The following is a 24,473-nucleotide window of genomic DNA, read 5'->3' as shown; positions in this document are numbered from 1 at the left end:
AAGGAATCCCACCAGGCCAAAACCTGGACGGGGTTCAAAAATTGGCATTGAACATAGTGCACGCTGTTGAGTTCTCAAGGAACGGACGCACCCGAGTTACAGCCTCGCGGCCTGCCCTCAGGGCAACCTATCTATCGTACCACCCTCGATGCGGGCTTCGGAACACGAGGTTCCGGCCGGCGGCCGAGTGGGCCTGGAGGAGGCGACGCGAGCGTCGGTCCTCGTCGGGGGCGGTTTACCATCTTAGGCTTGAAATCACCGAGTCGCAATGCGACTTCGAGGCTATTTGGCTAAGACTCTCTCGCCCGTCTCGGCCGGGCCGCTTCCGCTTCCCGCACCGCCGTGGCGACATGTAAGAACTTACGCGGCGCCGCCGGTTCCCGCCAAATCAGGGCTGCATCCCGGGCGTGTCGCGCCCACCCGGCGGGCGGTGGGAGACGACCACGGGGCCTCCGGCGACAGCCGGAGGCCCCGTTCAGCGCGGGAATCCGTCGAGCCCCGCGGGCATCCGCCCGCCGTGCTCGCGAGCGTCGGCCACCACGCGGCATCCGATGGGTCAGTGCATCTCGTCGGGATGCGCGCTCACGCGACCCTCGCGCTCGAGGTCGGTGATGGCCTGCACCTCGGCCTCGTCGAGCTCGAAGTCGAAGACGTCGAAGTTCTCGGCCATGCGCTCGCGCCGGTTCGACTTGGGGAACACGATGTGGCCGCGCTGCAGGTGCCAGCGGATCACGACCTGCGCCGGCGTCTTGCCGTGCACCTCGGCCGGGCCCGTCACCTCGGGCAGCTCGAAGAGCGGGTACTTGCCCTGGCCGAGCGGCCCCCATGCCTCGATCGCGATCGCATGCTCCTCGGCGAACGCCGCGGTCTCGGGCTGCTGGTGGTACGGGTGCAGCTCGATCTGGTCGACGGCCGGCACGACGTCGGTCTCGTCCAGCAGGCGCTCGAGGTGGTGGGCGAGGAAGTTCGAGACGCCGATCGAGCGTACGCGTCCGGACTCGCGGAGGCGCTCGAACGCCTTCCACGTCTCGACGTAGCGGTCGTTCCGAGGTGTGGGCCAGTGGATCAGGTAGAGGTCGAGCACCTCGAGGCCGAGCCGGTCGAGGCTGCGGTCGAAGGCGTCGAACACCGACTGCGTGCCCTGGTCGTCGTTCCAGAGCTTGGTCGTGACGAAGAGCTGCTCGCGCGGGATGCCGGAGGCGGCGAGGGCTCGTCCGACGCCCTCCTCGTTGCCGTAGATGCGCGCCGTGTCGAAATGGCGGTAGCCCACCTCGAGGGCGTCGGTCACGATGCGCTCGGTCTGCTTCGGATCGACCTTGAAGACGCCGAAGCCGAGCTGCGGGATGGAGTGGCCGTCGTTCAACTGGATGCGGGGCACCGGGGGTTGGGTCATGGTGCTCATCCCATCACGCGGGTCGCGGCGTCCGGCAGGGGCTTTCGCTCCCCGCGAATCCGTGCGGGTCGCGCGTACGCTGTGACCGAACAGCGTGGTCCAGCGAAGGGATGCGCAGCCATGGCCGACGACGACGTCACCGCCCCCCGCGACATCCGTGCCGGCGGATGCCGCGTGCTCGCCCCGGGCGACCCCGACTGGGACGCGGCGAGGGCGGTCTTCAACCTCCTCATCGACGAGCGTCCCGCCGCCATCGCGCTGCCGGAGGACGCGGCCGACGTGATCGACGCCGTCGCCGTCGCCCGCGAGCGGGGACTCCGGGTCACGGCGCAGGGCACGGGGCACGGCGCCGGATCGCTCCTCCCCCTCGACGGCATCATGCTCGTGAACACGTCGCGGCTCACGGAGGTCGGGATCGACGCCGAGGGGCGACGCGTGCGGGTCGGCGCCGGGGTTCGGTGGCGGGACGTCGCCCCGCGCCTCGCCGAGCTCGGCCTCGCCGCGCTGCACGGTTCGTCGCCCGACGTCGGCATCGCCGGTTACTCGCTGGGCGGCGGCATCGGCTGGCTGTCGCGCCGGCACGGCCTGCAGTGCAACGCGGTGCGCGCGATCGAGCTGGTCACGGCCGACGGGCGGATGCTGCGGGTCGACGCCGACCACGAGCCCGAGCTGTTCTGGGCGCTGCGGGGCGGCGGCGGCAGCTTCGGCGTCGTGACCGCGATCGAGTTCGACATCGTCCCGATCGCGGAGCTCGCGGCGGGAGCGCTCTTCTTCCCCGTCGAGCGCACCGCCGAGGTGCTGCGCGCCTGGACCGACCTGCTGCCGTCGCTGCCCGACGAGCTCACGACCTGGGTCGCGGTCATCCACTTCCCGCCGTTCGATGAGGTGCCGGCCGAGGTGCGCGGGCGGTCGTTCGCGATCGTCCTGGCGGCCTTCCTCGGACCCGAGTCGGCGGCGCGGAAACTGCTGGCGCCCGTCATCGACCTCGGCCCCGAGCTGGACGCGCTCGCCGCGCAGTCGCCCACGGCGCTCGGCACCCTCGCGATGGACCCCGAGCAGCCCCTGCCCTACCGCACGGTGAGCGCGGTGCTCGATCGCCTACCGGCGGACGCGATCGACGAGGTCGCGCGGATCGCGGCCGACGCGTCGGCGCTCACGCTCGTGCAGTTCCGGCATGCGGGCGGCGCCCTCTCCCGGGTCGACGCCGGGGCGGGCGCCCTCGCCGCGCTGCCGGGCGACGTCGTGATGTTCGGCCTCGGCCTCGTCGCCGGGCCCGGAGCCGAAGCGACCGTCAGGGCACGCCTCGCAGAGCTCGCGTCCGCGGTCGCGCCGGCCTTCGCCGGCGACTACGCGAACCTCGTCGAAGAGCCGTCCGACGCGAGCGCGTTCTTCGACGCGGCCACGTGGGACCGGCTCGAGCGCGCGAAGGCCGACTGGGATCCCGACGACGTTGTGGTCGGCACGCATCACGTGCCCGCGCGCGCCCGCGCCTGACCGCCGAGACGGTCGAGGCCGCCGGCCGAGGCGGTCGCGCCGAGCGACCACGGCGACGTGACGCCCGCGTCGTCCTACGATGGAGGGCTATGCCGTCGCCGCTCCCCGTGATCACCTACCCCGCGGACCTGCCCGTCTCGGGGCAGCGCGAGGAGATCGCACGCGCCATCCGCGACCACCAGGTCGTGATCGTCGCCGGCGCGACCGGATCCGGCAAGACGACCCAGCTGCCGAAGATCTGCCTCGAGCTCGGCCGCGAGCGGATCGCGCACACCCAGCCGCGCCGCATCGCCGCCCGCACCATCGCGGAGCGCATCTCCGAGGAGCTCGGCGTGGAGCTCGGCGACCTCGTCGGCTACCAGGTGCGCTTCACCGACCGGGCGAGCGAGGCCACGCGCATCAAGGTGATGACCGACGGCATCCTGCTCAACGAGATCCACCACGACCGCGACCTGCGCCGCTACGACACGATCATCATCGACGAGGCGCACGAGCGCAGCCTCAACATCGACTTCCTCCTCGGCTACCTGAAGCGGCTGCTCCCCCGGCGCCCCGAGCTGCGGGTCATCGTCACGAGCGCGACCATCGACCCCGAGAGCTTCGCGAGGCACTTCGCGGATGCCTCGGGCGAGCCCGCTCCCGTGATCGAGGTGTCGGGGCGCACCTACCCGGTCGAGGTGCGGTACCGGCCGCTCGTCGCGGAGTCCCCGTCGACGGGCTCAGGGGACGACTCGGACGACGAGGGCGCCGCCGCCGAGGACCGCGACGTGCAGCGGGGCATCCTCGACGCGCTCGAGGAGCTCGACCGCGAGGCGCGGGGCGACGTGCTCGTGTTCCTCTCGGGCGAGAGCGAGATCCGCGACGCGGAGGCGGCGGTGCGCGGGCGCTTCCCTTCGACGGGCTCAGGGACCGGAAGGACGGGCTCAGGGACCGGGGGGCGCGGCGGCGAGACCGAGGTGCTCCCCCTCTACGGCCGGCTCTCCTCGGCGGACCAGCACCGGGTGTTCGAGCCGTCGAAGGTCGCGGGCCTGCGCCGCCGGATCGTGCTCGCCACGAACGTCGCCGAGACGAGCCTCACCGTGCCCGGCATCCGCTACGTCGTCGACGCCGGCACGGCGCGCATCAGCCGCTACTCGGCGCGCTCGAAGGTGCAGCGCCTGCCGATCGAGCCGATCTCGCAGGCGTCGGCGAACCAGCGGTCGGGCCGGTCGGGCCGCACGAGCGACGGCATCGCGATCCGCCTGTACTCCGAGGACGATTACGAGAAGCGTCCCGAGTACACGGACCCCGAGATCCTGCGCACGAACCTCGCGGCCGTCATCCTGCAGATGGCCTCGCTCGGGCTCGGCGCGGTGGAGGACTTCCCGTTCCTGACCCCGCCCGACACCCGCGGCATCCGCGACGGCCTCGACCTGCTGCGGGAGCTGGGGGCGATCGACCCTTCGACGGGCTCAGGGGCCGAGCCGGACACGCGCGGCCCTCAGCTCACCCGCGTCGGCCGGCAGCTCGCGCGGCTGCCGATCGAGCCGCGATTCGCCCGCATGGTGCTCGAGTCGAAGACGCAGGGCGTGTCGCGCGAGGTGCTCGCGATCGTGGCCGGGCTGACGGTCCAGGACCCGCGCGAGCGACCGCTCGACCGGCGCGAGCAGGCCGACGGCTTCCATGCCCGGTTCGTCGACCCGACCAGCGACTTCCTCTCACTGCTGAACCTCTGGAACCATCTCGAGGAGCGACAGCGGGAGCTCTCGGGCAGCGCGTTCCGTCGGATGTGCAAGGCGGAGTTCCTCAACTACCTCCGGGTGCGCGAGTGGCAGGACCTCTACCGCCAGCTCGTGCGCCTGGCGAAGCCGTTCGGCCTGCACGTTGCGAAGTCCGCGGGCGCGCCGAACCCCGACGGGATCCACCGCGCGCTCCTCGCCGGGCTCCTCTCGCAGATCGGCCTCCGTGACGAGCGCTCCGCGAGCCCGTCGAAGGGAGCACCCGCGTCGACGGGCTCAGGGGGCCGGGGTCGGCGGCAGCAGGCCGAGTTCATCGGCGCCCGCAACGCCCGCTTCGTGGTGTTCCCCGGCTCAGCGCTCGCGAAGAAGCCGCCAGCCGCGCTCATGAGCGCCGAGCTCGTCGAGACCAGCCGGCTGTTCGCGCGCACGAACGCGGCCATCGACCCGGCGTGGGCCGAGCAGCTCGCCGGCCCGCTGGCGAAGCGCACGTTCTCGGAGCCGCGCTGGGAGCGCCGCCAGGGCTCCGCGGTCGCCGACGAGAAGGTCACGCTGTTCGGCGTGCCGATCGTGGCGAAGCGGCGCATCCAGCTCGCGCGCGTCGACGCGCAGCTCGCGCGGGAGCTCTTCATCCGGCACGCGCTCGTCGAGGAGGACTGGGACACGAGCCGGCTCGACCGACGCCTGTTCTCGTTCGTTCGTGCCAACCGCGCGCTGCGACGCGAGCTCGGCGAGGTCGAGGAGCGCACGCGCCGACGCGACATCCTCGCGGGCGATGAAGCCGTCGTGGCGTTCTACGAGGCACGGGTGCCGGCGGATGTCGCTGACACGCGTGCGTTCGAACGCTGGTGGCGCGGCGAGCACCGTGCACGCCCCGGCCTGCTCACGATGACGCGCGCCGACCTGCTCGGCGACGAGGCGGACGCGGATCGCAGCGGCGGATTCCCCGACCGCTGGCGGCAGGCCGACCAGACCTACTCGCTGGCGTACCGGTTCGAGCCCGGCACCGAGGACGACGGCGTGACCGTCGTGGTGCCGCTCGTGCTCCTGCCGCGGGTGCGCGCAGACGGGTTCGACTGGCAGGTGCCCGGTCTGCGCGACGAGCTCATCACGGCGATGCTGCGCACCCTGCCGAAGGTGCTGCGCCGTCAGGTCGTGCCCGCCGCTGAGTGGGCGGCCCGGATCTCGGCCGAACTGCCCGACGGCCCCGAGGGCGGCGCCGAGCGCGAGCCGTTCACCGGGATGCTCGCGCAGGCGATCCGGCGGCTGACGTTCGCCCCGGTCGACCCGTCGGACTTCGACCTCGAGCGCGTCCCGCCGCACCTGCGCGTGACGTACCGGGCGGTCGACGAGCGCGGCCGCACGGTCGGATCGTCGAAGGACCTCGGCGAGCTGCAGTCGCGGCTCGCGAGCCGCAGCCGCGATGCGGTGGCCAAGGCCGTGAGCTCAGCCCCGCGGGTTGAGGAGCCCGCGAAGCGAGCGTCTCGAAACCCGGACGCCGCGCAGGCGGGTGAGACGGCGCCCGCGGGCATCACCATCACCGAGAAGGCGGGCATCACGACCTGGGAGTGGGACGAGCTCCCCGCGCACGTCGACACCCGCCAGGCGGGCAACGTGATCCGCGCGTACCCGGCGCTCGTCGAGGAGAGCCCTTCGACGCGCTCAGGGACCGGGGTCGCACTCCGCCTCGTCGCCACGGCGGAGGAACGCGATCGGGCGACGCGGCGCGGCATCCGCCAGCTGCTCGTGCTCGCGACGCCGACGCCCGTCGCCTACGTGCAGGAGCACCTCTCGAACGAGGAGAAGCTCTCGCTCGCGGCGAGCGCGTACCCGGGCACCCGGGCGCTGCTCGACGACTGCCTCGCAGCCTGCGTCGACGCCGAGCTGCGGACGCGCCACCCCGACGGGCTGCTGCGCACGCGCGCCGAGTTCGAGGCGGTGCGCGACGCCGTGGCGGCGACCGTCGTCGACCGCATGTTCGAGACGGTCGCGCTCGTGGCGCGCATCCTGAAGGCCGCACGCGAGGCCGACCGGGCGATCTCGGGTGCGTCGAGCATCCACCTGATGGCCGCGCTCGGCGACATGCGGGCGCAGCTGGCGGGCCTGGTGCCGAACGGCTTCGTGTCGGCGACCGGGCTCGAGCGGCTCCGGCACCTGCCGCGTTTCCTCGAGGCGATCACGCTGCGGGTGCGCAAGCTCGTCGACAACCCGGGACGCGACCGCCAGGCCGCGAACCAGCTCGAGCCGGCGATCGCCGCGTTCGAGGCTGCGGGCGGCCGGATCCCGATCGACCCCGAGGCGGACCCGAGGCTGGCGCGCGTGCGGTGGATGCTCGAGGAGCTGCGCGTGGGCCTGTTCGCGCAGGAGCTCCGCACGGCCGAGACCGTGTCGCCGCAGCGCATCGCGAAGGCGCTCGCCGAGATCGGCTGAGCCTCGCTAGTCGTCGACGGCGCCCATCGTGATGCCGACCGCGGCGAACCGCTCCGCGTACCCGGGCGCGAGCTCGCCGAGCCGTCGGAGCCACGCGTCGCGGTCGCGCGGCGCCTCGGGCTGCGCGAGGTGGCCGGCGAGCGCCTCGAGGTAGGCGTGCCAGCCGGGCCCGTACCCGGGCTGCGTCACGTGCTCGTGCCGGAGATGGAGGCGGGTGCGCTCGCCGTCGGGCTCGAACACCACGGTCAGCAGGCTCGGCGGCTCGCCCACGACGGTCCACGTCGTCGTGAACCCGTGCGGCCGGTCGCAGGCGGTCACCTCGCCGTCGCAGTACACCGCGCCGTCGGTGTCGAGCGCCTGCCAGTGCCCGCCGAGCCGGAAGTCGCCGCGGTACGCGGCCATCCACCTCGCGAGCCGGTCGGGACTCGTGACGGCCTGCCACAGGTCGTCGGGATCGGTGTCGTAGACCTCGTGGAACTCGAGCAGCAGCCCGGGCTCATCGGGTGCGATGTCGCTCGTCACGGCCATCATGGCTCCTCTCGTGCGGTGCTCCCGGCGCTCGTGCGACGACCGCGCTTGCCGCGGGCGACCTCGGTGTGCAGCGCTGCGAGTCCGGCCGTCCACATCGAGCGGTAGCGCTCGAGTTGGCGGTCGGCGTCGTCGAGGCCCGCGGGGTCGATCGAGTACAGCCGGCGCGCACCCTCGGCCCGCACCGTGGCGAAGCCGTGCTCGCGCAGGATGCGCAGCTGCCGCGACACCGCGGGCTGCGTGATGCCGAACTCGCGGCCCACCACGTCGACCACCGCGCCCGCACTCGCCTCGCCGCCGGCGAGGAGGTCGAGGATGCGGCGGCGCACCGGGTCGCCGAGGACGTCGAACGCGTGCACGCCGTCAGATTATCATTTCCATGTTATATACGCCACGGCTGATAGACACGAATCTGCGGCATCCGCCTCGATAGAGTGGACGGACCGTGGGCAGCTACACCGATCTCCTCAGAACCTCGGGCGTCGCTCGTATCATCGCCGCCCAGCTGACGGCTCGGTTCCCCTCGGGAATGCTCTCGCTCGCGTTCCTCCTGCACGTCGAGCAGGAGACCGGCTCCTACGGCGCGGCGGGCCTGGTGCTCGCGGCGACTTCGCTCGGCCAGGCCGTCGCCGGCCCCCTCACGAGCCGGCTCATGGGCCGCCTCGGCATGCGTCCGGTGCTCATCACCACGCTCGCGATCTGCGCGACCGCGGTCGTCGCGATCGGCGTGCTGCCGCTCACGGTGCCGGCGTACATGGCGGTCGGCCTCGTGGCCGGCCTCTCGACGCCGCCCGTGCAGTCCGCCGTGCGGACCATCTACCCGAAGATGGTGAACTCGCGCCAGCTCACCCCGCTCTTCTCGCTCGACGCGTCGGCGCAGGAGATCATCTGGGTCGTCGGGCCGGTCGTTACGACGTTCGTGTCCACGCAGATCGGCACCGTCTGGGGCATCCTGCTCGCCGCGGCCATGATGATCGGCGGCGGGATCTGGTTCATCTCCTCCCCCGAACTGGGTCGCGTGCGCATCCCGCGCTCGAAGCGGCGGTTCGGCGCGGTGCTCACCCGGCCGCCGGTCATGCTCGCGACAATCGTCGGGTTCCTCCTCATCGGCGCGTGCGCCGCGGTCGAGGCGGGCGTCGTCGCCGTGTTCGGGCACGACGGTGCCGAGGCGGGCATCGTGCTCGCCATCTTCTCGGTCGGCAGCCTCGCGGGCGGCCTGTTCCTCGGGCACGTGCCGATCGGGCCGTGGTCGACCGCGCGCCGCATGTTCATCGTCTTCGCCGGCATGGCGCTCGCCGCGTTCGTCATGGACTTCTGGTGGCTCGCGGCGACCCTCTTCATCGCGGGCATCGGCATCGCGCCCGCGCTCGCCGTGCTGTTCGCGATCGTGTCGGCCAGCGTGAAGTTCAGCGACACCGCGGAGGCCTACGGCTGGGTCGGCACCGGCCAGCTCATCGGCGCCGCGCTGGGCTCGGCCGTCGCCGGCTTCCTCATCGACGGGTACGGCGCGCAGGGCGCGTTCATCGCGGCCGCCGCGCTCGCCATGCTCGGCGTCCTCGCCGCGGTGCTCGGCAAGCCGTGGCATCCCGACCTGCGCGAACGCGACGCGAGCCCCATCCCCGACACCGAACCGGTGCCGGCGCAACCCAGCTGAGAGGAGCCACGACGATGACGCGACCGCCCGTCACCCCGGCACCCAGCCTGTCCCTCGACGACGGCAACACCATCCCGCAGCTCGGCTACGGCCTCTACAAGGTGCCGGCAGCGGATGCCGCGCGCCTCAGCCTCGAGGCCATCGCCATCGGCTACCGGCACCTCGACACCGCCGCGTTCTACGCGAACGAAGAGGCGGTCGGCGAGGCCGTCCGCTCGGCGGACGTGCCGCGCGAGGAGCTCTTCGTCACGAGCAAGGTGTGGAAGGACGACAACGGCTACGACTCGACGCTGCGCGCGTTCGACGCGAGCATGTCCCGGCTGGGCCTCGCGACGCTCGACCTCTACATGATCCACTGGCCGGTGCCGTCGACCGATCGCTACGTCGACACCTGGCGCGCGCTCGTGCGGCTGCAGCAGGAGGGACGCGTGCGGTCGATCGGCGTCGCGAACTTCCACGCGCACCACCTCGAGAGGATCATCGGCGAGACCGGCGTCGCGCCCGTCGTGAACCAGGTCGAGCTGCACCCGTGGCTGCCGCAGGAGGAGCTGCGCGCGTTCGACGCCGAGCACGGCATCCGCACCGAGGCGTGGTCGCCGCTCGCGCGCGGGCGGGTGCTCGACACCCCGCTGCTCGGCGACCTGGCCGACAAGCACGGACGCACGCCGGCGCAGGTGGTGCTGCGCTGGCACATCGAGCTCGGCAACATCGTGATCCCGAAGGCGTCCTCGCCCGAGCGGATCCGCGAGAACCTCGACGTGTTCGACTTCGCGCTCGACGACGAGGACCTCGCCGCGATCGCGACCCTCGCGAGCGGCGAGCGCACCGGTCGCGATCCCGACTTCGACTGAGCCGGCCACCGCGGGTTGAGGAGGCGCGCAGCGCCGTCTCGAAACCCCTGTGCGCGGGCGAGTTTCGAGACGCCTGCTGCGCGGGCTCCTCAACCCGCGAGCTCCCGCTGAACGAGCGGGAACCGGGCTTCGTTGGGGCCGTGCGGCGATTCACAGCGAAGCGCAATCCGATCGTGACCGGACTCCCAGCGGGGGTCCAGACATGGGATCCGGGCCGGGCAATACGGTGAGCCCATGAGACGACGACTGGTCCCCGCAGCGGCCGCGGCCGCCCTCCTCGCACTGCTCCTGGCCGGCTGCTCCGCGGGCTCCAGCGGGTCCGAGGCGCCCATGATGGAACCCGGCCAGCAGGCGCCGCAGGTCGAGGGCGAGGATGCCGCGGGCGGCACCGCCGCCGACGGCGCGAAGCTCGCCGAGCGCAGCGTCATCACCACGGGATGGGTGTCGATCACGGTCGACGATCCGGTCGACGGCGCGCAACGGGCCGTGGACCTCGCGGAGGCGCGGGGCGGTCGCGTCGACAGCCGCAGCGAGACGCCGGGCACCGACGCCCAGCCGCCGAGCGCCTCGCTCACTCTGCGCATCCCGTCGGACGACCTCGATCCGTTCCTCGCCGAGCTGCGCGAGCTCGGCACCGTGAACTCCGTCTCCATGAACGCCTCCGATGTCACGCAGCAGCGCAACGACCTCGAGGGGCGCATCGACGCGCTGACCGCGTCGACCGACCGGTTGCAGCAACTGCTCTCCGAGGCCACGACGATCGCCGACCTCATCGCCATCGAGTCCGAGCTGACGACCCGGCAGGCCGAGCTCGACAGCCTCACGCAGCAGCGCGACGCGCTCGTCGACCAGGTCGACTACTCGACGATCACGGTCGACCTCGTCACCGAGGCGGTCGCCCCCGACCCCCAGCCCGACGACTTCTGGAGCGGGCTCGCGGCCGGCTGGAACGCCCTCATCGGCTTCGCGACGTGGCTCGGCATCGCGGTCGGCGTGCTGCTCCCGTGGGCGCTCGCCGCCCTCGTCGTCGGCGCGATCGTGCTCGTGATCGTGCTCGTGGCGACGCGTTCGCGCCGGCAGAAGCCGCCGGCGCCGGGCCCGACGCCCGGGGCATCCGACCCGGCCGCACCGCCCGTACCGCCGGCATCGGATGCCGCGTCGCAGCCCCCGCACGAGCGCACACCGCAGGCGTAGTCTGGCGTCGTGAGCGCGACGCCGGAGACCCTGCTGCACGACGAACTCCTCGAACGCATGCGGGAACGCGCCGCAGGCTACGACCGCGACAACGCGTTCTTCGACGACGACCTCGCCGAGCTGCGCGACGCGGGCTACCTCACCGCACTCGTGCCCGCGGAGTACGGCGGGATCGGCTGGGGCTTCGACGAGGCCGTGCGGGCGCAGTCCCGGCTGGCTGGCGCGGCGCCGGCCACGGCGCTGGCGGTGAACATGCACCTCGTGTGGACGGGCGTCGCCAAGCTCCTCCGCGACCGCGGCGACGACACGCTCGACTTCCTCCTCCGCGAGGCCGGCCAGGGCGAGCTCTTCGGGTTCGGCATCAGCGAGGCCGGCAACGACCTCATGCTGTTCGGCTCGCGCACCGCGGCCGAGCCGCAGTCCGGCGGCGGCTACCGCTACTCGGGGCGCAAGGTCTTCACGTCGCTCTCCCCGGCGTGGACACGGCTCGGCACGATGGGCCTCGACACCGCCTCCCCCGACGCCCCCAAGATCGTCTACGGGTTCATCGACCGCGAGGACCCCGACGTGCGCATCCTCGACGACTGGGACACCCTGGGCATGCGCGCGTCGCAGAGCCGCACGACCGTGCTCGACGGCGCGTTCGCCGCGCCCGACCGCATCGTGCGGCGGCTCGATCCGGGCCCGAACGCCGACCCGTTCATCTTCGGGATCTTCGCGAGCTTCGAGCTGCTGCTCGCGGCGGTCTACGCGGGCATCGGCGCGCGGGCGCTCGACCTCGCGGTGGCCGCGGCGCACCGGCGCACCTCGATGAAGCGCGATGGCGCGCCGCTCTCCCAGGACCCCGACATCCGCTGGCGGATCGCCGACGCCGCCATCGCGCAGGAGGCGCTCGAGCCGCAGCTGCTCGCCGTCGCGCGCGACCTCGACACGCTCGTCGACCACGGCCCGATGTGGTTCGCGAAGCTCGTGGGCGTCAAGGTGCGCTCGACCGAGACGGCGAAGCACGTGGTCGACCAGGCCGTGCGCGTGGCCGGCGGCTCCTCCTACTTCGCCGGCTCGGAGCTCGGCCGCCTCTACCGCGACGTGCTCGCGGGCATCTTCCACCCGTCCGACGACGAGTCCGCGCACGGCACCGTCGCGAACGCGTGGCTCGGGCCGCTCGACTCGTGAGCGACCGGATGCCGCGCCGTCGCGGCATCCGCCGGGCGCGTCGCGCCGCCGAGCACTAGGCTGGGCATCGCGGCGCCGCCGCCGCACCCGCTGCTCCTGGGAGGTCCCGTGAACGTCGTCGCCTTCATCATCGCCATGGCCTTCTTCGTCTTCGGCATGCTGCTCATGGGGTACGCCACGACGTTCTCCGGCTTCGAGGCGATCGCCTTCTTCGGCGGCATCCTCAGCGTCGCCCTCGCGGTCGCCATCCCGGTCAATATCCTCGGCCGCGGCGACGGCGTCTGACGGGTGACCCTGCCCGAGCGCGACACGCGCGTCACCTACCCCGGCGGGGCGCTCACCGCGACGAGTCGCGTGCTCCACGTCGCCCCCACCGCCGACGGCCGCCTTGCGGTCATCACCGAGTCGACGAGCTTCCACCCCGTGGATGCCGCGTGGCCCGACCAGCCCGCCGACGCCGGCGTCCTCCGCGCGAACGGCGTCGACCTGCCCGTGCGCGATGCGGTGGTCGCCGCGACCGACGGTACCGAGCTCCACCTCGGCGACGACATCCCCGTTCGTACGGGCACCGAGGGCTGGGCCTTCCTCGTGGCGCACGTCGTCGACGGCGACGCGACGATCGCCGAGGGCGACGAGGTCGAGATCGAGGCGGATGCCGCGACGCGCCGTGCGCTCTCGACCGGTCACACCGCCTGCCACCTCGCCTCGCTCGCGCTCAACCGCGTGCTCGCCGACCGGTGGTCGAAGCCCGCGCGCCAGGACTCGCTCGGGAACCCCGACTTCGACGGCGCGGCCATCGCGTCGTCGCGCATCCTGCCCGACGGCTCGCTCGACCGCTACCGGCTCAACAAGTCGCTGCGGCGCGCGGGGTTCGACACGGCGTCGCTCGCCGGCGAGCTCGACGACGTGCGCGTCGCGGTCGCCGAGCAGCTCGAGCGCTGGATCGCGTCGGGCGCCGCCGTGCGCGTCGAGGCCGCCGGCGACGGGCTCACCGACCGGCGCACCTGGGTGTGCGAGCTGCCCGAGGGCACGGCCCGCATCCCGTGCGGCGGCACGCACCTCGACTCCGCCGCCGAACTGGGCTCCGTGACGACCTCGTTCGCCGTGGTGGACGACGGCGGCACGCCCGTGCTCGAGATGACGAACGCCGCCCATCCCCGACACTGAACCCGGGGTGCCGGAGGCACCCTCCAGCGGGGTTACCATATGCCTCGTGGGTATTCACATCGAGAAGGTCGATCTCCCCGGGATCGGCTTCCGCCACGACCTCGTCACCGAAGGCGGTCGACGGATCAGCGTGGTGTCGCACCGGGACGGTGAGCGCGACCTCGGCGTCTTCGACGAAGACGACCCCGACGCCTGCCGTGACTCCATTCCGCTGAACGACGACGAGGCCGCGGCTCTCGCCGACGTGCTCGGCGCATCCGTCATGCTCAGCCGCCTCACGGCCCTCAGCGATGAGACCGCGGGCCTCTACACCGAGCAGATCGCGCTGCCGACGGACTCGCCGTACCTGAACCGCACGCTGGGCGACACGAAGGCGCGCACGCGCACGCACGCCTCGATCGTCGCGATCGTCCGCGACGGGTCGATCATCCCCTCCCCGACGCCGGCCGAGCCGCTGCGCGCGGGCGACGTCATCGTGGCCGTCGGCACTCGTGAAGGACTCGACGGAGTAGCTCGGCTGCTCTCCAACGGCCCCGACTGAGGCCGGCCGCATGCACGAGACCACGCTGCTCCTCATCGAAGTCGGCGCGCTGCTTCTCGGCATGAGCCTGTTGGGGCGTCTCGCGCTCCTCATCGGGATCTCGCCGATCCCGTTCTACCTCCTGCTCGGCCTCGCCTTCGGCGAGGGCGGCTTCGTGCCGCTCGACGCGAGCGAGGAGTTCCTGCAGACCGGCTCCGAGATCGGGATCATCCTGCTGCTCGCCCTGCTCGGGCTCGAGTACACCGCGACGGAGCTCTTCGGCAGCCTGAAGTCGGCCCGCGTGCCCGGGATCGTCGATGCGGTCTCCAACGCGCTCCCGGGCGCCGCGATGGCGCTCCTGCTCGGCTGGGGCCCGATCGCCGCGGTGGCCCTCGCGGGCGTCACGTGGGTGTCGTCCTCGGGCGTCATCGCCAAGCTGCTGCGCGACCTCGGCCGCCTGTCGAACCGCGAGACGCCCGCGATCCTCGCGGTGCTCGTCATCGAGGACCTCGCGATGGCGTTCTACCTGCCGGTGCTCTCGGCCATCGTGATCGGCGTGAGCGTGCTGCAGGGTGCGATCTCGGTGGCGATCGCGGTCGCCGTGGTGACCCTCATCCTCTACGTGGCACTGCGGCACGGGCACGTGGTGTCGCGCCTGTTCCCCGCCGACGAGTACGAGCCGCTGCTGCTCGGCGTGCTGGGGCTCACCATGCTCGTCGCGGGCCTCGCCGCCCAGGTGGGCGTGTCGGCCGCCGTCGGCGCGTTCCTCGTGGGCATCGCGCTGTCGGGCCGCGTCGCCGCGAACGCGAGCGCGGTCCTCACCCCGCTGCGCGACCTGTTCGCCGCGACGTTCTTCGTGTTCTTCGGGCTCACGTCCGACTCGTCGAAGCTCGTGCCGATGATCCTGCCCGCGCTCGGCCTCGCGATCGTCACGATCGTCACGAAGCTCATCTCGGGCGCGTACGCCGCCCGCCGGGCCGGCGTCGGCACGCTCGGCCAGTGGCGTGCGGGCTTCGCGCTCGCGCCGCGCGGCGAGTTCTCGATCGTCATCGCGGGCATCGCGGTGACGGCGGGCGTCGCGCCGGGCATCGCCCCGCTCGCCACGGCCTACGTGCTCATCACGATCATCGCCGGCACGTTCCTGGCTCGCGTCCCCGACGCGGCCTGGTTCCGCGCGGCCGTGCGACGCCGTGCCGCGAAGGCCGCGCCCGGCGCCGCCTGACCGGCTTCGCCGCGACTACTCCGCCGGGTGCTCGGCCGCCGCAGCGGCATCCGCCCGGTCGGCCGCGGCGAGCGCGTCGAGCTCGGCGTCGGCTGCATCGGATGCCGCGAGGAGCTCGCGCACGCGAGGCACGACCTCGGTGCCGTACCGCTCGATGCTCCCCATCATGGCCTCGTGCGGCAGGGTGCCGTTGGAGTACTTGAGGTCGAAGCGCACGGCGCCGATCGCGCGCACGGCCGCGGCGATCTTCTGCGCCACCGTCTCGGAGGAGCCCGCGTAGAGGGCGCCGCTCGGGCCGGCCTCGCCCTCGAAGTGCTCGCGGCTCACGGGACCCCAGCCGCGCTCCTTGCCGATCCGGTCGATGATGACCTTGTAGTGCGGCCAGAGCGTGTCGAGCGCCTCCTGGTCGGTGTCGGCGATGAAGCCGGGCGAGTGCACGGCGATCGGCTGCGGCGCGTGGCCGAACTGGTCGAGGGCGCGCCGGTAGAGATCGGCGAGCGGCGCGAACCGTGCGGGGCTGCCGCCGATGATGGCGAGCACGAGGGGCAGGCCGTAGTGCGCGGCGCGCACGACCGACTCGGGGCTGCCGCCGACGCCGACCCACGTCTTCAGGTGCCCGTGCTCGACGGGCGGGTAGACGAGCTGGTCGGTGAGGGGCGCACGCAGCTCGCCGGTCCAGGTGACGGGCTCCTGCTTGAGGAGCTCGGCGAAGAGGTTGAGCTTCTCCTCGAACAGCTCCTGGTACTGGTTCAGCTCGAATCCGAACAGCGGGAACGACTCGATGAAGGAGCCGCGGCCGAGGATGACCTCCGCACGACCGCCCGAGAGGCCGTCGAGCGTGGCGAAGCGCTGGAACACCCGCACGGGGTCGTCGGAGCTCAGCACCGTGACGGCCGAGCCGAGGTGGATGCGCTCGGTGCGGCCGGCGATGGTGCCGAGCACGACCTCGGGCGCCGACACGGCGAACTCGTGCCGATGGTGCTCGCCGACGCCGAAGAAGTCCAGGCCCAGCCGGTCGGCCAGCACCGCCTCGTCGACGACGTTGCGCAGCACCTGCGCGTGGGTGAGCGTCGACCCGTCGGCCGCGACCGTCACGTCGCCGAAGGTGTCGAGTCCGAATTCGTAGCGCTCGGCCATGTCCTGTCCCATCTCCGCGTCTCCATGCGTACGCATGCCCACCGGAACCCCCGTGAGCCCGAGACTATTCCCCCGCACCGCCCGTGGGAATGCGCAGCCGCGGTCGGGCGTTGCCGGTGAATGTCGGCGCATGGATCCCCGCGTCGGCGAGAATGGAGGCGTGGACGTGACGGACCGGCCGGTCATCGGCATCTTCGGTGCGGGGAAGGTGGGCACCGCGCTCGCCCGACTCCTCGTGGCATCCGGGTACGAGGTCCGCATCACGGGCTCGCCGCGGCAGACCGCCCTCGACCTGCTCGTCTCGGTCGTCGCACCCGGCACCCGGGTGCTCGCGCCCGCCGAGCTCGTCGCCGAAGCCGACGTCATCATCGTCGCCGTGCCGTTCGGCAAGGCCGGCACGGTGCCGTGGGAGGACTTCGGCGGCAAGGTCGTCGTCGACGCCATGAACTACTGGCCGCCCGTCGACGGCCACATCGACTCGGTCGACGCCGGCGATCGCTCGACGAGCGAGATCAACGCCGCCCGCAACCCGCTCGCGCGCGTCGTGAAGTCGCTGAACCACCTCGGGTACCACGAGATGGAGGACGACAGCATGGACGCGGGCTCGCCGCTGCGCCGCGCCATCGCGGTCGTGGGCGACGACGCCGAGGCGCGGGCCGTGCTCGCGGGCATCATCGACGACATCGGCTTCGACGCGGTCGACGGCGGCCCGCTCGCCGCCGGCCGCGCCCTCGAGCCGGGGCATCCGGCGTTCGGTCGGGAGCTCTCGGCCGCCGAACTCTCGGCGCTGCTGGCGCCCGCCGCGCACCTCGCGGCCTGAGCGGCGTCCGCCGGTCGTCGAGTAGCGCCGCCGAAGGCGACGCGTCGCCCGGTCGTCGAGTAGCGCCGCCGAAGGCGGCCCGCCTGCCGGTCGTCGAGTAGCGCCGCCGAAGGCGACCCGTCGCCCGGTCGTCGAGTAGCGCCGCCGAAGGCGACGCGTATCGAGACGCACGAACCGAGGCGGGTTTCGAGACGGCGCCGGCGCGCCTCCTCAACCCGCGGGTCGTGGCAGCCTCGCATTATGGTGGAGCAATGCCCGACCCCGTGACCGTGCGGCCCGGCGCCGCCGAGCGCCTCTCGCGCATGGTGCAGCTGCCGACCGTGTCCGCCGAGTTCGAGGAGCGCGGCCTCGCGGACTTCGACCGGTTCCGCGATCTCCTCGCCGAGCTCTACCCGCTCGTGCACGAGCACCTCGCGTTCGAGCAGGTCACCGACGTCGGGCTGCTCTACCACTGGCGCGGCGCGGGCGGCGGCGACCCGGTCGTGCTCATGGGCCACTTCGACGTGGTCCCGGCCGTCGACGACGACGGCTGGACCTTCCCGCCCTTCGAGGGCCGCATCCACGACGGCTCGGTCTGGGGCCGCGGCACGCTCGACGACAAGGGCCCGCTGCTCGTGGTCCTCGAGGCCGTCGAGAACCTGCTCGCCGACGGGTTCGTCCCCGAGCGCGACGTGTACCTCTCGTTCGGCGGCAACGAGGAGAGCCACGGCGCCGCCGCGCGGGCCGCCGCCGACCTGTTCCAGGACCGCGGCATCACCCCGTGGCTCGTGCTCGACGAGGGCGGCGCCGTGGTCGACGCGCCGCTGCCGTTCGTGCACGTGCCGGCGGCGATGGTCGGCGTGGGTGAGAAGGGCATCGTCACGGTCCGCCTGTCGGCGCTCGGCGAGGGCGGCCACGCGTCGACACCGCCCGCGACGACGGCCACGGCCCGCATCGCGCGCGCGGTGCACCGGCTCTCGCCGAACCCGTTCCCGAAGCGCACGCCGCGGTCGCTGCGGACCATGCTCTCGACGTTCGCGCCGCACACCCGCGGCCCGGTCCGGCTCCTGCTGCGGACGCTCGCCGCGACGCCGTGGGTCACCGCGCGCCTCTTCGCGCGCCTCGACGGCGAGCCGGCGGCGCTCGTCCGCACGACCCTCGCCGCCACCATGCTCGAGGGCGGCTCCGCCCCCAACGTGCTCCCCGCCCGCGCCGCCGCGACGCTGAACCTGCGCATCGCCGTGGGCGAGACGGTGGGCACCACGGCCGCGCGCGTGCGGCGCGTGATCGGCGACCCCGCGGTCGACGTCCAGGTCGTCGAGGGCAGCGACCCGTCGCCCGAGTCGCCGACCGACACGGCGCAGTTCTCCGCGATCGCCGCCGCCGTCGACGCGTCGTACCCGGGCGCCATCACCGCGCCGTACCTCATGATGGCGGCCACCGACTCGCGGTGGTTCCACCGCTTCTCGCCGGCCGTGTTCCGCTTCGCCCCGATCGCCATGACGGCGGGCCAGCGGGCGTCGATCCACGGGGTCGACGAGCACGTGACGATCGACAGCCTCGAGCGCGGCGAGCGGTTCCACCGGGCGCTGATCGAATCGCTGAACGGCACGGGAGGCCGCGGCGAGGGAGCCGACGACGCCCGAGTGGCTGAAGTGGGGCATCCGACCCACTAGGGTGATTCCACCCCCATCCCGAAGGAGCCCGAAGATGCGCGCTGCCAGACTCGGACCGGTGGCCGCGATCGTCGGCTTCCTCGCGTTCGTCGAGTTCACGAGCGGCATCCTGCAGGGCTACTACACGCCGCTCCTCACCGACATCGCGCGGCACCTCGGCATCCACGACGCCGACGTGAACTGGCTCGAGGGCACCCAGCTCATGCTCTCGGCACTCGTCGTGCCGGCGTTCGCGAAGCTCGGCGACATGGTCGGCCACAAGCGCATGCTCATGTGGTCGACGGCCATCACGGCGGCGGCCTCCACGGCGCTCGCGTTCACCGACCAGTTCTGGGTGTTCCTCGTCGCGTGGGCGCTGCAGGGCTTCTACGTGGTCTGGCTGCCGCTCGAGATCGCGCTGATCTGGTCGCGTAGCCGCTCGGCCGAGCGCCCGGCGGCGATGACCCGCAAGGCCGCCGGCCTCCTCGTCGCGGCGCTCGAGTTCGGCGCCATCGCCGGCGCCCTCTCCGCGGGAGCCCTGGCCGACGTGCTGCCGATGACGGCGCTGCTGCTCGTCCCGGCGATCGCGGTCGTCGCGTGCTTCTTCGTCGTGTGGTTCGGCGTCAAGGAGTCGCCCGACCTCTCGGGCGGCACGCTCGACACGGTCGGCCTGGTCATCATCTCGCTCGCCCTCCTCGCCCTCACGGGCGGCCTCAGCTTCATGCGCCTGAACGGGCCGGCCGACCTCCTGAGCTGGGGCCTCATCGCACTCGGCGTGCTGCTCGTCGTGCCGTTCGCGCGTTGGGAGCTGCGTCACCCCGACCCGCTCATCGACGTGCGCATGTTCCGCTCGCCGTCGCTCTGGCCGGTGTTCCTCACCGCGGGTCTCTTCGGCGTGAGCGTGCTCGGCGCGCAGGCGCCGCTCTCGACGTTCGCGCGCACGGATGCCGCGGAGGTCGGCTACGGGCTCGGCGCCACGAGCTTCCAGACCTCCCTCCTCGTCGGCGCCTACGTGCTCTCCCTCGTCGTCGGCGCCACGCTGTTCCCGCTCGTCACCCGCTGGGTGACCCCGCGCGTCGCGCTCATCGGCGCGAGCTCGCTGGTCTCGCTCGGCTACCTCCTGTTCCTGCCGTTCCACGACGGGTACGCGCAGGTGCTCGCGAACATGATCATCGCGGGCATCGGCTCGGGCGCACTCGTCGCTGCGCTGCCCGCCGCCGCGGCAGCCGCCGCGCCCGCGCACCAGACCGGCGTCGCCACGGGCCTCACCAACTCGGTGAAGACCGTCGGCGGTGCGATCGCGTCGTGCGTGTTCGGCATCGCGTTGCTCGGCACGGCCGGCGAGGCGGCCACCAGCACCGCCGGGTCGTTCGCCGGGTACGTCACCGTCTGGCTCGTCTGCGGCGTGACCGCGGCCGTCGCCGCGGTCCTGCTCGCGTTCGTGCCGAAGCTCGCGTTCTCCGACGCGCCCACCGCCGAGGGCGCCGCCGTCGTACGCTGAATCCGGGCCGGCCGGTGGGTCCGGCCGATCGGGGGGCACGATGACGGATGCCGCGACACTCATCGCCACGCTCGAGGGCATGGCGAGCGACGAGGAACGCGAGAAGTACACGCGATACTTCCCGCCCGATCCCGACGCGCCGTTCATCGGCGTTCGGATGGGCGCCGTGTTCGACCTCGCGAAGACCGCGCTCGACCTGCCCGTGGCCGAGCTCGAGGCACTGCTCGAGCAGCCGACGCACGAGGTGCGGGCGCTCGCGTGCAGCATCATGGGCAAGTCCGCTGCGCACAGCCGCACCTCGCCGGAGCGGCGTACCGAGCTCTACGAGCTGTACCTCCGACGGCACGTCCGCATCGACCAGTGGGACCTCGTCGACCTCGCCGCCCAGTACGTCGTGGGCGGCTACCTGCTCGACCGCGACCGGTCGCCGCTGGCCCGGCTCGCGGCATCCGGATTCTGGCCCGAGCGCCGCACCGCGCTCGTGGCGACCTTCGCATTCCTCAAGCGGGGTGAGGTCGACGACGCGTTCACGCTCGCCGAGACGCTCGCCGACGACCCCGAGCCGCTCGTGCAGAAGGCGCTCGGGTGGGTGCTGCGCGCCGCGGGCGACGCCGACCGCGAGCGCCTGGACGCCTACCTGGAACGGCACGCCGCGACGATGCCGCGGGTCGCGCTGCGCGCGTCGATCGAGCACCATCCCAAGGAGGAGCGGGCGCGGATCCTCGCGATCCGGTGAAGCGGCTCAGCCGGGCGCGACCTCGACCGAGTCCTTCGACAGCGATCGGTGCTGCCGCCGGCGCACGCCGAGGTCGAGCAGGCCGACGCCGAACGCGATCGCGAGGAAGAGGGCGACCGCGGTCATCCCGAAGCCGTAGGCGTCGTGGTACACCGCGAGGTCCTGCGTGCTGTCCGTCCCCGTCTCGCGGTAGATCGTGGCGTAGAAGAGCGACAGCGCCACGGCCGTGCCGACGGCGGTGCCGATGCGCTGGCCGAGCTGGCCCACCGAGCCGGCCAGTCCGCCCTGCTTCACCGGGATGTCGGCGAGCGCGAGCGTCTGGTTCGGCGAGATCACGAGGCCGCCGCCGAACCCGGCGATGACCATCGCCCCAGCCATGGCCCACGGCGTGATCTCGGGCGCGGTGTACAGCGCCGCGAGCACGAGCAGGCCGATGCCGACGAGCACCATGGCGAGGCCCCAGACGACGAGCGGGCGGCCCATCCGGTTCACGAGGTTGCCGCCGATCCACGACGAGATCGCACTCGTGAGGGCGAAGCCGATGCTCACCATGCCGGCGAACACCGGCGCGAGGCCGAGGCCGTGCTGCAGGTACAGCGTGGTGAGCAGGAACATCGAGGGCGCGGCCGCGAAGTACGCCGAGGCGAGCACCGTGCCGTTGCGGTAGGAGGTCACCCCGAAGAGCGAGAGCGGCACGAGCGGATGCTTGCCGGTCGCCGCGTAGTGGCGCTCCCACGCGACGAACCCGCTGGCGGCGAACACGAACACGACGAGGAGCCACCACCGCGCGGGGTTGTCGGTGGGCGAGCCCGTGGTGAAGAGGAACGGCCACATGAGCGCGACCACCGTGATGCCGAACAGCAGGAGCCCGACCGGATCGAGCTCGAGCTTGCGCGTCGAGGGGAGCCTGGTCTCGGGCAGCAGCCACAGCGCGAGCGCGATCGCGATGAGCGACAGCGGCACGTTCATCCAGAAGATGCCGCGCCAGCCGTCTTCGGGGCCGCCGATCGCGATCGCGAGGCCGCCGAGCGTCGGGCCGAACGCGGTCGCGATGCCGATCGTGGCGCCGAAGAGGCCGAACGCCTTGCCGCGCTCGGGGCCCTGGAACAGCTGCTGGATGAGGCCCAGGACCTGCGGCATCTGGATGCCGGCCGCAACGCCCTGCAGGAGCCGGGCGACCAGCAGCACCTCTCCGTTCGGCGCAAGCGCGCAGGCGAGGCTCGTGAGCGTGAACAGGCTGAGGCCGATGACGAACAGCGTGCGCCGCGATCGCTGGTCGCCGATGCGGCCCGCGGGCACGAGCGTGAGGCCGAACGTGAGCACGTAGCCCGACACGATGAGCTGCAGCTCGGTGGACGTCGCGCCGAACGCCGCCTCGATCGACGGCAGCGCGACGTTGACCTTCGTGAGGTCGAGGATGGTGAGGCCGGCGACCGCCACGCACACCCAGTACGCGCGCCAGCGCTTGGCATCGGACAGCGGGATCGACAGCGTGGGCGGCTGCGGCGCCGGCGTGGACGGTTGCGACATCCCGACCAGCCTATGCCCGCCCCCTCGTGGGACCGGAAGGCCTTGCGCGGGGCCGAATCGGCACGCCGCGACGCAAGGGGGCGGGCGCGCGGGCGCCGGGACTAGGCTCGGGACCAGCACCGGCGCCCCTGCGCCGTCTTCCGACGAAAGGACTTCCGTCGTGTCGAAGAAGACCATCGTGACGCTCGTGGACGACCTCGACGGCACCGACGCCGCGGAGACGATCGCCTTCGCGGTCGACGGCGCCGGCTACGAGATCGACCTGTCGGCCGACAACGCCGCCGCGCTGCGCGCCGCGTTCGCGCCGTACGTCAAGGCGGGCCGTCGAACGAGTGCCTCCCGCCGCGGCGGGCGCTCCTCGTCCGCGAGCTCGGGCGGCGCGTCGCCGAAGGAGATCCGCGCCTGGGCGGCCGACAACGGCGTCGACGTACCCGCACGCGGTCGCATCCCGGCCGGCGTCCACGAGCAGTTCCTCGCGGCGAGGCGCTAGCCGGAAAACGCGACGAGGCCGGCTTCCGAAGAAGCCGGCCTCGCGATGGTGGACCCAGGGGGATTCGAACCCCCGACCTTCTCATTGCGAACGAGACGCGCTACCAACTGCGCCATGGGCCCGAGCCGTCAACGACTCTATCATCACTCGGAGCGTGATCCAGACCACCCGGACGGCTGCGGTCGGCGGGTCGCCGGCCGGGTGAATGCGGGTCAGCCCGCCTGACGCCGACGGCGCAGCACGGCGTCGAGGTCGCCGAATCCGGGCGGCGCCTCCTCGACGATGCCCATGCGGGCATACGGGCTCGCCGGCTCGGCCTCTGCCGTGCGCGGCGCCTCGCGACGAGCGGCACCGGGGGCAGCGGATGCCGCGGGCGCCTCGGCCCCGCGCGACGGCCGTTCGATCGACGGCACGGCCGGCTCGAGCTCCTCGGCGCGGCGCGCCAGCTCCGCCTCGACGGACGAGCGACGCAGCCGCTCGGCGGCCTCGATCGACGCCATGGCGGCCGCCGCGATCGTGCCGCGCGAGAGGTGCAGCGGCTTCGGCAGCGGCTGCGGCGTCCAGCCGTGGTCCTCGGGCTCCTCATCGGCGAGCTCGATCGGCTCGAACGGCGCCGCCTCGGGCAGGGCGACCGGCGCCGCGACCGGCGTGGCGATGTGCACGCGGGCGAGCCCGGCGAGGAACGTGAACGCGAGCACCATCGCGAGCGCGCCGCCCGCCGCGATGAGCAGGGACGCGCCGAACGCGGCCGCGACGAGTCCGCCGATCACGGTCAGCAAGCCCGCGAGCAGGAGCAGCGAGCTCAGCCCGCGGCGACGGCGCAGCGAGCGACGGCGCCTCGCGGCATCCGTCGACGTGGTACCCGTCGGCGCGGCCGCCGCCTGCGCCGACGCGACCGTGGGGATCGGCTCGGTGATGGGGGCGGCCGACGCGGTCAGCTCGCGCGCGGCTTCGGCCGCCTCCTCGGCGGCACGGCGCTCGGCGATCGCGAGGTGCTCGGCGGCCTCGGCCGCGAGTCGGGCGGTGACCTCGTGCTCGTGCAGGATGCGCTGCTGCGTCGCGACCTCCCGGGCGGTGGCCTCGACGCGCACCGCCTCGGGCGTCTCAGCCGTCTCGGCGAGGATGCGCAGCGTCTGCTGCAGCCGCACCGCGTTGCGCTCGGTGGCGAGGTACTGCCGGCGGCGAAGCCAGCTCGGCAGGAGGTACGCGATCCAGAGTGCAGCGGCCGCTGCCACCAGCACGCCCCCGCCGATCACGTCCATGCGACAACGCTAGGCCCCAGCG

General features: G+C 72.8%; 21 protein-coding genes and 1 tRNA gene. 15 read left to right on the top strand and 7 right to left on the bottom strand.

The window, feature by feature from the left end; genetic code table 11:
* Window positions 1–556 precede the first annotated feature (556 nt).
* Window positions 557–1,393 carry an aldo/keto reductase gene (locus ACFVN5_RS07555; protein ID WP_376954272.1) on the bottom strand — a complete coding sequence of 279 codons (837 nt, stop codon included), beginning with the start codon at window positions 1,391–1,393 and terminating at the stop codon, window positions 557–559.
* Window positions 1,394–1,513: 120 nt separating this feature from the next.
* Between ACFVN5_RS07555 and ACFVN5_RS07550 the strand changes: the two genes are divergently transcribed.
* Together ACFVN5_RS07550 and hrpA are read left to right on the top strand one after the other, a co-directional pair.
* A complete protein-coding gene (locus tag ACFVN5_RS07550; protein WP_376954271.1) occupies window positions 1,514–2,887 on the top strand; it encodes an FAD-binding oxidoreductase in 1,374 nt (457 codons plus the stop codon).
* Window positions 2,888–2,976: 89 nt separating this feature from the next.
* Window positions 2,977–7,032, top strand: a complete 4,056-nt coding sequence (hrpA, locus tag ACFVN5_RS07545; RefSeq protein WP_376954270.1) for an ATP-dependent RNA helicase HrpA — start codon at window positions 2,977–2,979, stop codon at window positions 7,030–7,032.
* 6 nt (window positions 7,033–7,038) lie between these two features.
* On the opposite strand, the gene ACFVN5_RS07540 is transcribed toward hrpA, so the two are convergent.
* A complete protein-coding gene (locus ACFVN5_RS07540) occupies window positions 7,039–7,560 on the bottom strand; it encodes an SRPBCC domain-containing protein (RefSeq protein ID WP_376954269.1) in 522 nt (173 codons plus the stop codon).
* Window positions 7,560–7,919 (bottom strand): ArsR/SmtB family transcription factor, encoded by a 360-nt coding sequence (locus ACFVN5_RS07535; RefSeq protein WP_376954268.1) that lies wholly within the window; start codon window positions 7,917–7,919, stop codon window positions 7,560–7,562. The genes ACFVN5_RS07540 and ACFVN5_RS07535 overlap by 1 nt, the downstream gene beginning before the upstream one ends.
* An 86-nt stretch (window positions 7,920–8,005) precedes the next feature.
* Between ACFVN5_RS07535 and ACFVN5_RS07530 the strand changes: the two genes are divergently transcribed.
* The 8 genes from ACFVN5_RS07530 to ACFVN5_RS07495 all read left to right on the top strand — a co-directional run bounded on the left by ACFVN5_RS07530 (window position 8,006) and on the right by ACFVN5_RS07495 (window position 15,341).
* Window positions 8,006–9,214, top strand: a complete 1,209-nt coding sequence (locus tag ACFVN5_RS07530) for an MFS transporter (protein WP_376954267.1) — start codon at window positions 8,006–8,008, stop codon at window positions 9,212–9,214.
* Between the two features lie 14 nt (window positions 9,215–9,228).
* Window positions 9,229–10,065, top strand: a complete 837-nt coding sequence (locus ACFVN5_RS07525; protein WP_376954265.1) for an aldo/keto reductase — start codon at window positions 9,229–9,231, stop codon at window positions 10,063–10,065.
* A 234-nt stretch (window positions 10,066–10,299) separates the two neighbouring features.
* Complete coding sequence (locus ACFVN5_RS07520; RefSeq protein WP_376954263.1) at window positions 10,300–11,259, top strand: DUF4349 domain-containing protein; 960 nt, start codon at window positions 10,300–10,302, stop codon at window positions 11,257–11,259.
* A 57-nt stretch (window positions 11,260–11,316) separates the two neighbouring features.
* Window positions 11,317–12,432, top strand: a complete 1,116-nt coding sequence (locus tag ACFVN5_RS07515) for an acyl-CoA dehydrogenase family protein (RefSeq protein WP_376954340.1) — start codon at window positions 11,317–11,319, stop codon at window positions 12,430–12,432.
* Window positions 12,433–12,540: 108 nt separating this feature from the next.
* Window positions 12,541–12,717: a hypothetical protein gene (locus tag ACFVN5_RS07510; protein WP_376954262.1), complete on the top strand. Its 177-nt coding sequence runs from the start codon at window positions 12,541–12,543 to the stop codon at window positions 12,715–12,717.
* A 3-nt stretch (window positions 12,718–12,720) separates the two neighbouring features.
* Complete coding sequence (locus tag ACFVN5_RS07505; protein WP_376954261.1) at window positions 12,721–13,599, top strand: metal-dependent hydrolase; 879 nt, start codon at window positions 12,721–12,723, stop codon at window positions 13,597–13,599.
* Between the two features lie 46 nt (window positions 13,600–13,645).
* On the top strand, window positions 13,646–14,140 hold the full coding sequence (locus ACFVN5_RS07500; protein ID WP_376954260.1) for a cation:proton antiporter regulatory subunit: 495 nt from the start codon (window positions 13,646–13,648) through the stop codon (window positions 14,138–14,140).
* Window positions 14,141–14,150: 10 nt separating this feature from the next.
* Window positions 14,151–15,341 (top strand): cation:proton antiporter, encoded by a 1,191-nt coding sequence (locus tag ACFVN5_RS07495; RefSeq protein WP_376954258.1) that lies wholly within the window; start codon window positions 14,151–14,153, stop codon window positions 15,339–15,341.
* 15 nt (window positions 15,342–15,356) lie between these two features.
* Here ACFVN5_RS07495 and ACFVN5_RS07490 read toward each other — a convergent pair whose 3' ends face one another.
* Window positions 15,357–16,478, bottom strand: a complete 1,122-nt coding sequence (locus ACFVN5_RS07490; RefSeq protein ID WP_376954338.1) for an LLM class flavin-dependent oxidoreductase — start codon at window positions 16,476–16,478, stop codon at window positions 15,357–15,359.
* A 160-nt stretch (window positions 16,479–16,638) separates the two neighbouring features.
* Here ACFVN5_RS07490 and ACFVN5_RS07485 point away from each other — a divergent pair, with 160 nt between their 5' ends.
* From ACFVN5_RS07485 to ACFVN5_RS07470, 4 genes are all read left to right on the top strand, one after another.
* Entirely contained in the window at window positions 16,639–17,298 is a 660-nt protein-coding gene (locus ACFVN5_RS07485) for an NADPH-dependent F420 reductase (RefSeq protein WP_376954257.1), read from the top strand.
* 251 nt (window positions 17,299–17,549) lie between these two features.
* Window positions 17,550–18,953 (top strand): M20/M25/M40 family metallo-hydrolase, encoded by a 1,404-nt coding sequence (locus tag ACFVN5_RS07480; RefSeq protein ID WP_376954256.1) that lies wholly within the window; start codon window positions 17,550–17,552, stop codon window positions 18,951–18,953.
* 34 nt (window positions 18,954–18,987) lie between these two features.
* Window positions 18,988–20,433, top strand: a complete 1,446-nt coding sequence (locus ACFVN5_RS07475) for an MFS transporter (protein WP_376954254.1) — start codon at window positions 18,988–18,990, stop codon at window positions 20,431–20,433.
* A 40-nt stretch (window positions 20,434–20,473) separates the two neighbouring features.
* A complete protein-coding gene (locus ACFVN5_RS07470; protein ID WP_376954252.1) occupies window positions 20,474–21,169 on the top strand; it encodes a DNA alkylation repair protein in 696 nt (231 codons plus the stop codon).
* A gap of 6 nt (window positions 21,170–21,175) precedes the next feature.
* On the opposite strand, the gene ACFVN5_RS07465 is transcribed toward ACFVN5_RS07470, so the two are convergent.
* Window positions 21,176–22,699: an MFS transporter gene (locus ACFVN5_RS07465; RefSeq protein WP_376954251.1), complete on the bottom strand. Its 1,524-nt coding sequence runs from the start codon at window positions 22,697–22,699 to the stop codon at window positions 21,176–21,178.
* Window positions 22,700–22,859: 160 nt separating this feature from the next.
* On the opposite strand from ACFVN5_RS07465, the gene ACFVN5_RS07460 reads away from it, so the two are divergent.
* Entirely contained in the window at window positions 22,860–23,189 is a 330-nt protein-coding gene (locus ACFVN5_RS07460) for an Lsr2 family protein (RefSeq protein ID WP_376954250.1), read from the top strand.
* 46 nt (window positions 23,190–23,235) lie between these two features.
* On the opposite strand, the gene ACFVN5_RS07455 is transcribed toward ACFVN5_RS07460, so the two are convergent.
* Window positions 23,236–23,311 (bottom strand) — tRNA-Ala (locus ACFVN5_RS07455).
* A 90-nt stretch (window positions 23,312–23,401) separates the two neighbouring features.
* Window positions 23,402–24,451, bottom strand: coding sequence for a hypothetical protein (locus ACFVN5_RS07450; RefSeq protein WP_376954249.1), 1,050 nt, complete (start codon window positions 24,449–24,451; stop codon window positions 23,402–23,404).
* Window positions 24,452–24,473: the final 22 nt, after the last annotated feature.

This window comes from Agromyces sp. NPDC057865, assembly GCF_042796995.1.
Lineage (GTDB): Bacteria > Actinomycetota > Actinomycetes > Actinomycetales > Microbacteriaceae > Agromyces.
This window is presented reverse-complemented; position numbering and strand designations above follow the sequence as displayed.